Genomic DNA, 13605 nt, shown 5'->3' with positions numbered 1-13605 from the left:
AGATGCGTTGACAGCCGCGCGCGCAGCTTGCACAATTCGCCCCCTGAGTCGCCCAGGTGGCGGAATTGGTAGACGCACTAGCTTCAGGTGCTAGCGGGGGCAACTTCGTGGAGGTTCGAGTCCTCTCCTGGGCACCACGACTCACGGTAGATCGCAAAAAACCTCGCTTCGGCGGGGTTTTTTGCGTTTGGGCATTTGCGTTTGGGCGCCTGCCTTCGCGCACTACTCGCCATTGCGCCGTGGTCTGTTGCAGGCAGTCTCCGGCAGCAGCAGCATCGAACGATTCCGCCATCGCGCGGCCAGGTCACCGGGCATGGGCCAAGCTCAGCCCGGGCAGCAAGCGCATGCGTGGTGATCTCCTGATGTGTTGCCAGAAACACATCACTGCGCGCCGTCGCACCCAACACACACCCAAGCGCCATAGCAGTGACTTTCGACACGCGCCACACGCGCTCCACACGCATGAGGATGCCTCGTCACCATCATGGCAATCCCCGATGCGCCGTTCGCTGCCACTTGCCTTGATGCTGATTGCCACGTTCAGCACGCCCGCATGGGCACAGCAGGCCCATAGCGGCGCGGCGCAGACGCATCGAGCTCAGGTGTCATCGCACCAATGCGGCCTTGGCACAGCGTTCAATGTGCTCGCCGACAGCGGCGGCATCTGGCTTTACCGCGACACTGGCGTGCCGCGCGAGGTGTTCTTCCACGCTGGCGAGTTGAGCATTGATCACCAGGTGCAACAGATCAGTGCTGCCGACAGCGAGCGATTGCGCGAGATGGAACAACACGCCCGTGCACTGATGCCGCAGGTCGCCGATATGGCGCACGCGGTGGTCGACCTGAGCTACGACGCGCTGGGCGGCGTGATCGAGGTGCTGACCGGCAGTTCGCTCAACGCCCGCAAGATCGCACGCCTGCGCACGCGTGCCAACGACTATGTCGATGCCACGCTGGGCAAGGGACGCTGGGACCAACAGGCCTTCGACGGGAACTTCGAGCGTTATGTCGAACACGAAGCCGAAGCCTTCAAAGGCAGCATCGAGCGTCACATGCTGTGGCAGATCATGACCGGCCGCTCGGATGCGATCGATGCACGCGCACAGGCGATGGATGGCCAACTCGACGCCAGACTGGATGCGCGGGCACGCGCAATCGAAGCCAGGGCCAGCGCCTTATGCAGCGATGTACAAACGCTACGCGCCTTACAGGATGCACTGGACGTGCGCTATCAGGGCCATGCACTGCAGTTGCTCGATGCAGTGCCGCAAGACGATCGCAACGCCATCACCGCAGCCGCGCGCACGCGCGCACCGGTTGAAAAAGAGATCGCCAACGATGGAGCGCTTGCGTTGCCGCAACCGGTAAAACTGCAAGGCGGCACCGAAGGCACGCCGGCAGCTGCGGTGACGCATCAGTAGTGTGCCGGAGCGACTGCCACATGCCGCGAGCGAGGTCGGGCGCACGGCGCGGAGAAACGGGTCCTAGGAGCGGCATCTGCCGATTGCGAACACCGGCCGCACCCGCCAGGAGATCGCGCAGCGGCGTGTGAGCCGCACCCAGAGTGGCCAGAACGTGGCGAGCAGTCGTCACGCGGGAACGGACAGCGCGCTCAAAAACGGGGGGACACGTGGTCCATGCCGCACCGGGCACCGGCTGCACCCGCCTGACGGTGAGCACAGTCGGTTTGTTAGCTGCCCTCAGTCGGCACTGCTGGACTTGCCCTTGATCGCTTGCCTGATGCGCTTGGCACGTGCAAGGTCTCCGGCCGCCTCGTACGCTTCAGCCAGGCTGTCCTGCGCATTGCGCGATGCCGGGAACACGTCCACGTTGAGTGCAAACACCCTGATCGCGGCGGTGGCGCCCAGGTTGGACAGCACGGTGTAGCCGGTCGTATTGATCGCGCGTTCGAGCGCAGTGTCGGAGAGGCCGGGCCGTGCCCGCAGTGCCTGCACAAAGAGACGGTTGTCCTGCTCGTCGGAAGCGCGCAGCGCGTAGGCAATCAGCGATTCAGCCAGCGACTTATCGGCAAACCGTTGCGGCGAAAGCGTGCCAAGCACGCTATCCAGCAGCACCCTGCTCCACACACCGCGTGCGCTGCCATTGGTGAGATAGACGACGCTGTAACTGTCCCCATCAAGCGTCGTATCGAACAGGATCCGCACTCTCGCCCGCGCGCCGCCATCGTGGCCAATCGCCTGATACGCGTCGTCCTGCCCGAGCTCCCACCCACTGGCGAACCAGCCGCGCTGTCCATTGGCAAGCGTCTGCGGTTGCCAGAGCTGGCGCAGCGTGTCCTGGCCCACCAGACGCCCGGTCCGCACCGCCTCCAGGAACGTGCTCAGATCGTCGACGCTCGTATACAACTGCCCATGTGCGAGCGCGTAGTCCGGCCAGGCGACAGTCGGCTCCAGCTCCGGCTTGCCGTCTTTACCGAGGTACGCGCTGGCCACGCTGTGTGCAGGCAGCAGTGGGAGCCCAACAGATGTGCGCGTCAGATGCAGCTTGGCGATGATCCGCTCCGATGCGATCTGCGGATACGGCTTGCGGTAGTGCGCCTGCAGTAGCTGCGCCAGCACCACGTAATTGGTGTTGGTGTAGCGCGTTTGGCTGCCGGGAACGGCAACCAAGGGCTGTATGGCCAGTCGCTCGAACATCGCCTGCGCGCTGGCTGGAAAGCGCGCATTGTCCTGGACCGAGCCACGCATCTGCGACGGCTCGAAGTACTCCGGTAGACCGGAGGTATGATCGAGCAGCTGCCGAACGGTGATGCGCTTCCAGGGCGCGGGCAACGCGGGCAGATACTGCCTGGCCGGCTGGTCCAGGTCGATCTGCCCTGCCTCGACCAGTTGCATGATCAAGGTACTGACAAACAGCTTGCCGATCGAAAATACGGGAAAGATCTGCTCGCGCGTGATCGGTTGCTGTGTCTGCAGATCGGCGACGCCGTCGACTGCGCAAAATTCCCGCTTGCCGTTGTGCACGACAACCACTGCCTGGCCGACGATGCCGTAGCGCTGCCGATTGAGCTGCATCTGCCGGGCCAGGCGGTCGCCGAGAGACTCAGGCGTGGCAGCAACGGGAAAGCAGCAGCACAACGCAAGACACAGCAGCAGCCATGCAAACCACTGGGTCAGTTGTCGCCGCCGCGCTGGCAGGTGCGATGATCGCGACGCCGCTGGCAAAGCTCCATCCGTGAATGCCCTACCTGCCCAACACCCGACCATCGGCGCTGCTCCCGAGTGAACAGCGCCAGTCTAGCCCAGCGGCAAAACCTGCCGTGCGCTCAATGCCCCCCGGCCGCCGCCGCACCACCGGCGCCCGCGCCGAATGGCGGCTTGGCCAACCACAGGAAGAAGATGATCGCCAGGAAGGTCCAGCCCAGCAGATAGAAGATGTCGTTGAAGCCCATCTGCGAGGCCTGGTGGTTGATCATGTTGTTGAGCGATGCCGCGCCGCGTTGCAGGTCGCCCTGCCCCATGGCGGTGACCTGTTCCTGCATGCCGGGCGTGTACACCGAGATGTGTTCGGTGATGTGCGCGTGGTGCACCTGCGTGCGGCGCGCCCACAGATACGTGGTCAACGATGCGGCAAAGCTGCCGCCCAGGGTACGCAGGAAGGTAGCCAGGCCCGAGCCCGCGGCGATCTCGCGCCCATCCAGGTCGGAGAGCAGGATCTGCAGAACCGGCATGAAGAACAACGCCACGCCGACGCCCATCACCAATTGCACGGTGGCCACGTGGCTGAAGTCCACCTGCAGGTTGAAGTTGGAGCGCAGGAAGCTGGTGAACGACAGGAAGATGAAGGCGACGGTTGCCAGCATGCGCAGATCGAAGCGCAAGGCGTATTTGCCGACGAACGGCGTCATCAGCACCGGCAGGATGCCGATGGGCGCGGTGGCTAGGCCGGCCCAGATCGCGGTATAGCCCATATCGCGTTGCAGCCACTGCGGGATCAACAGGCTCACGCTGAAGAACGCCGCATACGCCACCACCATGGCCAAGGTGCCGGCGCGGAAGTTGCGATGCCGGAACAGTTTGAGATCGACGATGGGGTCCTTGTCGGTGAGCTCCCAGATCACGAACACCACCAGCGCCACGGCAGCAACGCAGGCCAGCACCACGATCTTGTCTGAAGAGAACCAGTCCTCGTCGTTGCCCAGATCCAGTACCAGCTGCAGCGCGCCCACGCCGACCACCAGCAGGATCAGGCCGATATAGTCCATGCGCGGTTTTTCGAGCTGTTCGGGGCGATGCCGCAACTGCGAACCGACGATGCTGCTGGCGATGATGCCCAGCGGCACGTTGATCAGGAAGATCCATTCCCAGCTGTAGTTGTCGGTGATCCAGCCGCCCAGGATCGGGCCGGCGATCGGCGCGACCACGGTGATCATCGCCAGCAACGCCAGCGCCTGCCCGCGTTTTTCGCGCGGATAGATCGACACCAGCAAGCTTTGGGTGATGGGATACATCGGCCCGGCGACAAACCCCTGCAGCGCGCGTGCGACCACCAGCATGCCCATGCTCTGGGCAAGCCCGCACAGCAACGAGGCGATGGTGAAGGCCAGCGTGGACCACACGAACAACTTGGTTTCGCCAAAGCGCCGGCTCAACCAGCCGGTCAACGGCAACGCGATCGCCGTGCTCACCGCGAACGAGGTGATGACCCAGGTGGCCTGCTGCGAACTGGCGCCGAGATTGCCGGCAATGGTCGGCAGCGAGACGTTGGCGATGGTGGTGTCCAGCACCTGCATGAACGAGGCCATGGCCAGGCCCATGGTGCACAACGCCACGCTGGCCGGACGAAAGCCGGCAGCGGGCGCCGGCGCTGCCGGGCCGCCGGACGCAGTGGGAGCTTGCGAAGACATGGTGGCCTAGCCCGCCTTGCTGGCAGCCTGCGACGGCAGGTTGTCCTGGATGATGCGATGGATGTCGGCGTCGGCAGCCTGCAACTGCTGCGCGTACACATCGGTGGAGAACACCGAACCGGTCGCCAGCTTGGTCGGCAGCACGCTGCCCTGCTGGTCATGCAGATTGACGTCGACCTTCATCGACAACCCAATGCGCAGCGGATTGTCGGCCAGTTGCTTGCTGTCCACCGAAATGCGCACCGGCACGCGCTGCACGATCTTGATCCAGTTGCCGCTGGCGTTTTGCGCCGGCAACAGTGAGAACGCGCTGCCTGTGCCCAGGCCCAGGCTCTCGATGCGACCGGTGTAGTCGACACCACCGCCATACAGATCCGAATGCAGTTCCACTTCCTGGCCCAGGCGCATGTGCTTGAGCTGGGTTTCCTTGAAGTTGGCTTCCACCCACACCTGTTCCAGCGGCACCACCGCCATCAACACGCTGCCCGGCTGCACGCGCTGACCGACCTGCGCCGAACGTCGTGCGACATAGCCCGATACCGGCGCCACCACGCCGGTGCGCGCATGATTGAGATAGGCCTGACGTACCTGCGCTGCGGCCGTCTGCACATCCGGCTGATTGGACAGCGCGCTGTCGTCGATCAGCGCACGGTTGCGCTCGAAGCTCTCGCGCGAGCCGCTCACGGCCGCTTCGGCGGCAGCGAGCTCTTCGCGGGCATGCGCCAGTTCTTCATTGGAAATGGCGCCGCTGGCAGCCAGATTCCTGCGTCGCGCAAAGTCGGCACGGGCGCTGCGCAGGGTGACTTCGCGTGCCGACAATTCGGCCTGCGCGCCTTCCACGCTGCGATACAGACCGCGCACCTGGCGCACGGTCTTGGCCAGGTTGGCTTCGGCCTGCTGCAGCGCCACGGCGGTATCGGCCGGGTCCAGTTGCACCAGCAGCTGGCCACGCTCGACACGCATGCCGTCTTCGGCACCGATGCTGACCACCGTGCCGCCCACCATCGGGGTGATCTGCACCTGGTTGCCCTGCACGTACGCATCGTCGGTGTCCTCGTACCAGCGTCCGACCAGGACGTACCAGGTCACGATGCCGATGATCGCCAGGATCACCACAATGGCCACGATGCGCAGCGCCGCGCGGCGCTTGCTGGGTGCGGCTGGCGCGGGTTGGGAAGAAGTTGGAGTCGTCTGGCTCATCGTCGATGTCTCAGGAATTCGGTTGTGCGGAAGTGGGCGCGGTGTGTGCGGTGTCGCGTGCGGGCTCCGGCGCAAATCCGCCACCCAGCGCACGCTGCAACCTCACCGAGGCCAAAAGTTGTTGCGATTGCAGTCCGGCCATGCGCTGGCGTGCGACGAGCAATTGCTCCTGCACGCTGAGCACCTCCAGGTAGCCGCCGATGCCGGCGCGGTAGCGCTGCTCGGCCAGATCGAAGGCGGCGGCGGCGGTCTGCACGGCATCGTCCTGGGCGCGTGCGCGCTGCTCCAGCGAACGCACCGCGTTGACCTGGTCGGCCACTTCGCGCAACGCCGCGATCACCTTCTGGTTGTAGTCGGCAACGGCCAGGTCGTACTGCGCATCGCTGCCGGCCAGATTGGCGCGCAGCTTGCCGCCGTCGAAGATCGGCAGGCTCAATGCCGGGGCGACCACGCCGAAGACCGAAGCGCTTTCCAGCAACTGGCCGACATCGCGGTTCACCACACCGCCCAGCGCGGTGATGTTGAAGCTGGGATAGAAGCGGGTCTTGGCCGTGGCGATGTCCTTGTCGGCCGCCTCCACGCGCCAGCGCGCGGCCACCACGTCCGGGCGACGGCCGAGCAGATCGGCCGGCAGGTTGCTCGGCAGCTGCGCGGCGACGCTCGCGCCCAGCAGCGGGCGCGCGATGTCCAGCCCGCGGTCCGGGCCCTGGCCAAGCAACGCCGCCAGCGCGTTGCGCGCTTCGTCGATCTGCTGCTGTGCGGATTGCACCTGTTGCTGCGCCGCCGGCACCCGTGCCTGGGCCTGACGCAGCTGCAGATCGCTGTCGATGCCTGCACTGCGGCGCTGCTGGGTCAGCTCCACGGTCTTGCGCGAGCGCGCCAGTTCCTCGTCGGCCACGTCGTGCAGACGCCAGGCGTAGTCGAGTTGCGCATAGGCTTCGGCGATCGCCGCCGACAGGTTCAGGCGCGCGGCCTGCGCATCCACCTCGGCCGCGTGCGCGGTGTCCACCGCCGCTTCCCAGGCGGCGCGCTTGCCGCCCCACAGGTCCACGCCATAGCGGAAGTCCACCACCAGCTGACCGTTGCCGCCGAAGCGTCCGCCGCGCTCTTCGCCGGCCACCGACTCCGGCAACTGCACGCCCGCATAGCCGCCGGAGACCGACAGGCTGGGGCCTCGATCGGCCTGCGCGGTACCGATGCGGGCCTGCGCCTGGCGCAGGCGCGCGTCGGCCGCCTCCAGGCTGGGGCTGTGCTGCAGGCCTTCGCCGATCAGCGCGTTCAATTGCGCATCGCCAAGCGCACGCCACCAATCGCTGGCCGGCCATGCGGCCGCACTCAGCCCGGCCTGCCCCAGGGTGCGCTCGGCATGCAGCTGGCTGGCGTCGAGCACGGTGGCTTGCGGCGCCAGGCCACGGCTGCTGGCGCAGGCGGCCAGCGCCAGCGTCAGGGCGGCGACAACGAGTGGCCGCGCGCGGCGCATCGGGCGCGGGCGCAGCGTCTGGATGGAAAAACTAGCAGCGTTCATGAGTTGAGTGCATCGCGGACACGGATAAGAAGAGAGGTGAGTTGTTCGCGCTCAGAGGCATCCAGGTCGCGCAGGCCATGCTCGATCGCACGTTCGCCGCGCAAGCGCAGCCGTTCCCACAGCGCCACGCCCTGCTCGGTCATGACGATCTGCAGCGCACGCCGGTCCTGGGCATGCGGCTCGCGCCGCACCGCGCCCAGTGCCTCGAGCTTGTCGAGCAGGCGGGTCACCGCGCTCGGCGTCTGGTCCAGCGCCAGCGCCAGTTCGTTGGCCGTACACGGCGAACGCACCGCCAGGATCTTCAGACCGACGTAGTGGCTGAAACCGAAGTCGGGCAGCTCGCCCTTCATCTCGGCATCGAGCTGACGCATCAGCGCGTCGCGCACCTGGCGCAACAGCAACCCGAACGACGGCGGAGCGGTGGGCGGTAAATTCATGCGGCACATTTTGTTCCGAAAAATATATTTGTCAACGCAAATATCTCACCCGGGATTAAACCGCCAGCAAGGATCGCCACCTTACGCGCCACTCCAACTGGCCCGGTAATACAATCAGGCCAATGACTATCGAAAACCCGCCAACGACGGTGGACGCACTGCCGCCCGGCGTGCGCAGCAGCTTCGAATGGGCCGACGGCCCGGTGCTGATCGCCTTCCTGGCCGACCTGCGTGCGGTGTGGGCGCCCGAAACCGCCTGGCATGCGCATGTACGCGGACAGCTGATGTTTGTCGAACAAGGCGTGCTGACCGTGCATACCCGACAGGGCACGCTGTCGTTGCCACCGGGCTGCGCCGGCTGGATGCCGCCTGGCCAGCAGCACACCGTCGAGCTGGCCGGCCCGATGCGCGGTTGGGGCGTGGTGGTGCGGCCGGATGCCTGCGCCTCCCTGCCCGCGCAAGGCGGAGTGATCCGGCTGACCGGGCTGGCCCGCGAGGCGATCATGCGTGCCGCCGGCTGGCCGCTGGATCGGCCGCTGGATAGCGCCCAGCAGCGGCTGGCCGCGGTGCTGCTGGACGAGCTATGCCAGGTCCAAATCGACCACCTGCACCTGCCGATGCCGGCCGACCGCCGCCTGCTGCGGATTGCCCGGCAATTGCTCGCCACCCCTGCCGACCCACGCCCGCTCGATGCCTGGGCCGATTGGGGCGGGCTGTCGCCGCGCAGCCTGAGCCGGCATTTTCGCGACGAGACCGGGCTGAGTTTTGCGCAATGGCGCCAGCAGGCACGCCTGGCCGAGGGCCTGCGCCGGCTCAGCCAGGGCAGCGCGGTGGCGCAGGTGGCCGACCAGCTCGGCTACAGCAGCCCCAGTGCCTTCGTCAGTGTGTTTCACCGCCACTTCGGCGCCCCGCCCACCCGTTATCTGGCCGCCGGCCACGCGCGCGGCTTGGCATCCCCCGCCGCATCCGGATAATCGGCGCTCTTCGAGCTCGCGCTGCGGCGCGGTCTCCTCTCACGCAGGACCTGGCTTTACATGACCGATCTGACCCGCCCCACCTTCCATGGCTTCGAACAGCTGCCGCTGCGCGAGTACGCCGAACGCGCCTATCTCGACTATTCGATGTACGTGGTGCTCGACCGCGCCCTGCCGTTCCTCGGCGATGGCCTGAAGCCGGTGCAGCGCCGCATCATCTTCGCGATGAGCGAGCTCGGCCTGAACGCGGCTGCCAAGCCGAAGAAATCCGCGCGCACCGTGGGCGATGTGATCGGTAAGTACCATCCGCACGGCGACAGCGCCTGCTACGAAGCGCTGGTGCTGATGGCGCAGCCATTTTCGTACCGCTATCCGCTGATCGAAGGCCAGGGCAACTTCGGCTCCACTGACGACCCCAAGTCGTTCGCGGCGATGCGCTACACCGAGTCCAAGCTCACCCCCATCGCCGAAGTGCTGCTGGGCGAAATCGGCCAGGGCACCACCGATTGGGCGCCCAACTTCGACGGCACCCTGGAAGAGCCGACCTGGTTGCCGGCCCGCCTGCCGCACCTGCTGCTCAACGGCACCACCGGTATTGCCGTCGGCATGGCCACCGACGTGCCGCCGCACAACCTCAACGAGATCGTCAGCGCGCTGCTGCGCCTGCTCGACAACCCCGATGCCACGGTCGCCGAGTTGTGCGAACACGTGCTGGGCCCGGACTACCCGACCACCGCAGAAATCATTACCCCGGCCGCCGACCTGCGCAGCATCTACGAGACCGGCCATGGCAGCGTGCGCGCACGTGCCACCTATAAAAAAGAACACGCCAACATCGTCATCGATGCGCTGCCGTACCAGGTCTCGCCGTCCAAGGTGATCGAGCAGATCGCCCAGCAGATGCGCGCCAAGAAGCTGCCGTGGCTGGAAGACATCCGCGACGAGTCCGACCACACCAGCCCGGTGCGGGTGGTACTGGTGCCGCGCTCCAACCGTGTCGACGCCGAACAGTTGATGGGCCACCTGTTCGTCACCACCGATCTTGAGCGCAGCTACCGCGTCAACCTCAATGTGATCGGCCTGGACGGCCGCCCGCAGGTGAAGAACCTGCGCCAGCTGCTGAGCGAGTGGCTGACCTTCCGCAGCGATACCGTCACCCGCCGCCTCAACCATCGCCTGCAAAAGGTCGAGCGCCGCCTGCACCTGTTGGAAGGCCTGTTGATCGCCTTCCTCAACCTGGACGAAGTGATCCGCATCGTCCGCAGCGAAGACGAACCCAAGCCGGTGTTGATTGCCCGCTTCGCGCTCAGCGAGGAACAGGCCGAATACATCCTGGAAACCAAGCTGCGTCAGTTGGCGCGCCTGGAAGAAATGAAGATCCGCGGCGAGCAGGAAGCACTGGCCAAGGAACGCGCGCAGCTGATGGCGATCCTGGAAAGCAAGACCAAGCTCAAGAAGCTGATCAAGGACGAGCTGACCGCCGACGCCAAGAAGTTCGGCGACGCGCGCCGCTCGCCGCTGGTGCAGCGTGGCGCCGCGCAGGCGATCGACGAGACCGAAATGGTCGCCAGCGAACCGATGACGGTGGTGCTGTCGGAAAAGGGCTGGGTGCGCGCGGCCAAGGGCCACGAGGTCGATCCGGCCGGCATGTCGTATCGCGACGGCGACAGCCTGCTGGCGGCGGTGCGCAGCCGCAGCACGCATCAGGTGGCGTTCCTGGATTCGGATGGCCGCGCCTATTCGACCGCCGTGCACACCCTGCCCTCGGCACGCGGCAACGGCGAACCGTTGACCGGACGCTTCTCGCCCGGCTCGGGCGCATCGTTCCAGGTCATGGCCAGTGCCGACAACGCCACCCGCTTCGTGCTGGCGTCCTCGCACGGCTATGGCTTCGTGACTCGTTTCGAAAACCTCACCGGCCGCAACAAGGCCGGCAAGGCGATGCTCAACCTGACTGCCGGCTCGCATGTGCTCAGCCCTGCGCAGGTGAGCAACCCGCAGACCGACCGCATCGTCGCCGTCACCAGCGCCGGCAACCTGCTGGCGGTGCCGGCCACCGACGTGCCCGAGCTGGACAAGGGCAAAGGCAACAAGATCATCGAGATCCCCAAGGCCAAGCTCGGCACCGAGCGCGTGGTGGCAGTGGTCGCGGTGGCGCCGGGCAACACCCTGCTGGTGCGCAGCGGCGCGCGCACCATGAGCCTGTCGTTCAAGGATCTGGATACGTACGTGGGCGCGCGTGCGAGTCGTGGATCGTTGTTGCCGCGCGGGTGGCAGAAGGTGGATGGGCTGGAGGTGCAGTGACGGTGATTCACTCGTCTGGCGCGCGGCGGCGCGACTGACATTGCTATCGCCTCAGGCTGCTGAGGCGCGGCAAAAAAGTCGATGGGCTGGAAGTGCGGTAACGGCATCCGCTCACCGCGCGCGGCGGCGCGGCTGACACTGCGGTCGCCCCAGCCCGCTGAGGCGCGGATCACCAACGCACCGCATTGCGGTGTCTTGGCTGGGAGGTTCAATGCTGTATGCGGATGGCCAGGAATCCAAAGCCGGTGATCTGATCGAGATCGACACTCAATACCGCGGAAATGTCGTTGCCTGCATGGACACAGCCGATTATCTTCCGGGCCACGAGAGCTGGGGCTATCTAAGCCACGGCATCATGGTCGACACGGATTTTTGTGGCCTGGTTCATTACGATCAGGCCTCTGCCGATGCAGAGGGACTGCTACTTCTTGCACGCCTACCAGCCAATTGAATCACCCAGTCACGCGATTTGATTCCGGCAAGTGCTGTAGCGTCTGGACTAACGCAGCGGGCATAGTTCGGTGGGACCTTCCCCAGCTTGCAACCACGCAGCCGGCGATCTGATCGATGCGATTGGCTGCAAAACCAACTTCATCACCCGCAACACTAAGCACCCCTGCCGCACTGCGCACACAGGCGCGTTTTTTCGTAAGCGCGGTACCGCACTGGGGTGCACCGACATGACGAGACCATGGACACAGATTTCTGGTTGCAACGTTGGCAGGACGGACAGACCGGCTTTCACCAGGATGAGGTGATGCCGCTGCTGCAGAAGCACTGGCCGGCACTGCAGCTGCCACACGCTGCACGCGTATTGGTGCCGCTGTGCGGCAAGACGCTGGACATGCATTGGCTGGCCGCGCAAGGCCATCGCGTTCTGGGCGTGGAGGTCTCGCCACTGGCCGTGACGCAGTTCTTCGATGACGCCAACCTGCAACCGCAGCGCCATAGCAGCGGCGCTGCCGAACATTTCGTCGCCGGCCCCATCGAGATCATCTGCGGCGATGCCTTTGCGCTGGACGCGCACGTATTGGCCGATTGCATGGCGGTCTACGACCGCGCTGCGCTGGTGGCCTTGCCGGCGAACCTGCGCCAGCGGTATCTGCAAACCACCTACGCGCACTTGCCGGCAATGTGTCGTGGGCTGCTGATCACGCTGGATTATCCGCAAACCGAAAAGGCCGGCCCGCCTTTTGCAGTGGATGCGGCCGAGGTGCAGTCGCTGTTTCAGGCGCCATGGCAGGTGCAACAGTTGGAACTGCGCGACATCCTGGATCAGGAGCCGCGCTTCCGTGCCGATGGCGTCACCGCCTTATCGACTGCGGTGTATCGGCTGCAGCGCAACTGACAGCGTCGAGACCAGGTCTGCAGCGCCAATCCGGGCGCCGGGATGGCCTGAATGAAAAAGCCGGCATCGAGCCGGCGATCTGCAGCACTGGAGCCTGTGACGTAACGGAGGTCTGCACGTCTGCACACTCCGGTGCAACGTGCCGGCCGCATGCGCCAAGCACCACGGTTCGTGGCCGCCTCAAGCACCAGCGCACGGCCTTGGAGCGTACGCCAGTCCAGCAATCCCGCAATCAACCGGCCACGTGGCCCTTGTCGATCTTCGAGGTCTGGTACAGCTCCAGGCCGATCCGCTTGATCAGGCCAAGCTGCTGCTCCAGCCACCAGGCATGGTCTTCTTCGGTGTCCTGCAATTGCTTGAGCAACATGTCGCGGCTGACGTAATCGCCGTGCTCTTCGCACAGCTTCATGCCGGCAGCCAGCGCCGCGCGCACTTCGTATTCCACCACCAGATCGCGCTCGAGCATCTCGACAACGGTCTTGCCCGGCGCAAACTCGGCCGGGCGCATATCCGGGTCGCCTTCCAGGAACAGGATGCGCCGCAGCAACGCGTCAGCGTGCTCGGTTTCTTCCTGCATCTCATGGTTGATGCGCTCGTACAGCGCCATCAGGCCCTGATCCTCGTAGCGGCGCGAATGCAGGAAATACTGGTCGCGTGCCGCCAGTTCGCCGCGTAGCAGCTGCTTGAGGTAATCGACGACTTCGGGATGGCCTTTCATGGTGTGCTCCAGCGACGCAATGCGCGCATGGTGCACTAAGCCGGCGGGCAATGATCTAATCGGAATCACTTTCAGTTGCGCTTGCGGCCAGACCCGTCGCGGTCATGATCTGCAGCCACACTGAAACGGCCCGCACCTCGGCGCAGCAGGAACGGGCGGCCTCGCCCCGCATCGCGCCTGATGCACCGGAGCCGCCATCTCTCGCTCCACTGACCGCCCAGGTCTATCGGCA

The 13605-nt window shown here is 65.5% G+C and carries 11 protein-coding genes and 1 tRNA gene; 6 read left to right on the top strand and 6 right to left on the bottom strand.

The features are described from left to right. The first annotated feature begins 50 nt into the window (after window positions 1-50). Window positions 51-137, top strand: a tRNA-Leu gene (locus tag FHY18_RS08855). Window positions 138-602: 465 nt separating this feature from the next. Beyond that, window positions 603-1421, top strand: a complete 819-nt coding sequence (locus FHY18_RS08850; RefSeq protein WP_259153522.1) for a YggN family protein — start codon at window positions 603-605, stop codon at window positions 1419-1421. 279 nt (window positions 1422-1700) lie between these two features. Here FHY18_RS08850 and FHY18_RS08845 read toward each other — a convergent pair whose 3' ends face one another. From FHY18_RS08845 to FHY18_RS08825, 5 genes are all read right to left on the bottom strand, one after another. After that, a complete protein-coding gene (locus tag FHY18_RS08845; protein ID WP_259153521.1) occupies window positions 1701-3035 on the bottom strand; it encodes a serine hydrolase domain-containing protein in 1335 nt (444 codons plus the stop codon). A 251-nt stretch (window positions 3036-3286) separates the two neighbouring features. Further along, a complete protein-coding gene (locus FHY18_RS08840; protein ID WP_259153519.1) occupies window positions 3287-4867 on the bottom strand; it encodes a DHA2 family efflux MFS transporter permease subunit in 1581 nt (526 codons plus the stop codon). A gap of 6 nt (window positions 4868-4873) precedes the next feature. Beyond that, window positions 4874-6067 carry an efflux RND transporter periplasmic adaptor subunit gene (locus FHY18_RS08835; RefSeq protein WP_259153518.1) on the bottom strand — a complete coding sequence of 398 codons (1194 nt, stop codon included), beginning with the start codon at window positions 6065-6067 and terminating at the stop codon, window positions 4874-4876. A gap of 10 nt (window positions 6068-6077) precedes the next feature. Next, complete coding sequence (locus tag FHY18_RS08830; RefSeq protein ID WP_259153517.1) at window positions 6078-7592, bottom strand: efflux transporter outer membrane subunit; 1515 nt, start codon at window positions 7590-7592, stop codon at window positions 6078-6080. Beyond that, entirely contained in the window at window positions 7589-8029 is a 441-nt protein-coding gene (locus FHY18_RS08825; RefSeq protein ID WP_259153516.1) for a MarR family transcriptional regulator, read from the bottom strand. The genes FHY18_RS08830 and FHY18_RS08825 overlap by 4 nt, the downstream gene beginning before the upstream one ends. A gap of 122 nt (window positions 8030-8151) precedes the next feature. On the opposite strand from FHY18_RS08825, the gene FHY18_RS08820 reads away from it, so the two are divergent. The 4 genes from FHY18_RS08820 (at window position 8152) to FHY18_RS08805 (ending at window position 12655) form a co-directional block, all read left to right on the top strand. Then, on the top strand, window positions 8152-9003 hold the full coding sequence (locus FHY18_RS08820) for a helix-turn-helix transcriptional regulator (protein ID WP_259153515.1): 852 nt from the start codon (window positions 8152-8154) through the stop codon (window positions 9001-9003). 60 nt (window positions 9004-9063) lie between these two features. Next, window positions 9064-11307, top strand: coding sequence for a DNA topoisomerase IV subunit A (parC, locus tag FHY18_RS08815; RefSeq protein WP_259153514.1), 2244 nt, complete (start codon window positions 9064-9066; stop codon window positions 11305-11307). A gap of 211 nt (window positions 11308-11518) precedes the next feature. Then, window positions 11519-11758 carry a hypothetical protein gene (locus FHY18_RS08810; protein WP_259153513.1) on the top strand — a complete coding sequence of 80 codons (240 nt, stop codon included), beginning with the start codon at window positions 11519-11521 and terminating at the stop codon, window positions 11756-11758. Between the two features lie 240 nt (window positions 11759-11998). Next, window positions 11999-12655, top strand: coding sequence for a thiopurine S-methyltransferase (locus tag FHY18_RS08805; protein WP_259153512.1), 657 nt, complete (start codon window positions 11999-12001; stop codon window positions 12653-12655). Window positions 12656-12887: 232 nt separating this feature from the next. Here FHY18_RS08805 and bfr read toward each other — a convergent pair whose 3' ends face one another. Further along, window positions 12888-13373 (bottom strand): bacterioferritin, encoded by a 486-nt coding sequence (gene bfr / locus FHY18_RS08800; RefSeq protein WP_074059611.1) that lies wholly within the window; start codon window positions 13371-13373, stop codon window positions 12888-12890. Window positions 13374-13605: the final 232 nt, after the last annotated feature.

Source organism: Xanthomonas sp. 3793 (assembly GCF_024806835.1).
GTDB classification, from domain to species: domain Bacteria; phylum Pseudomonadota; class Gammaproteobacteria; order Xanthomonadales; family Xanthomonadaceae; genus Xanthomonas; species Xanthomonas arboricola_F.
Note: the sequence above shows the minus strand (reverse complement) of the source record. Positions and strands in the feature narration are given on the sequence as shown.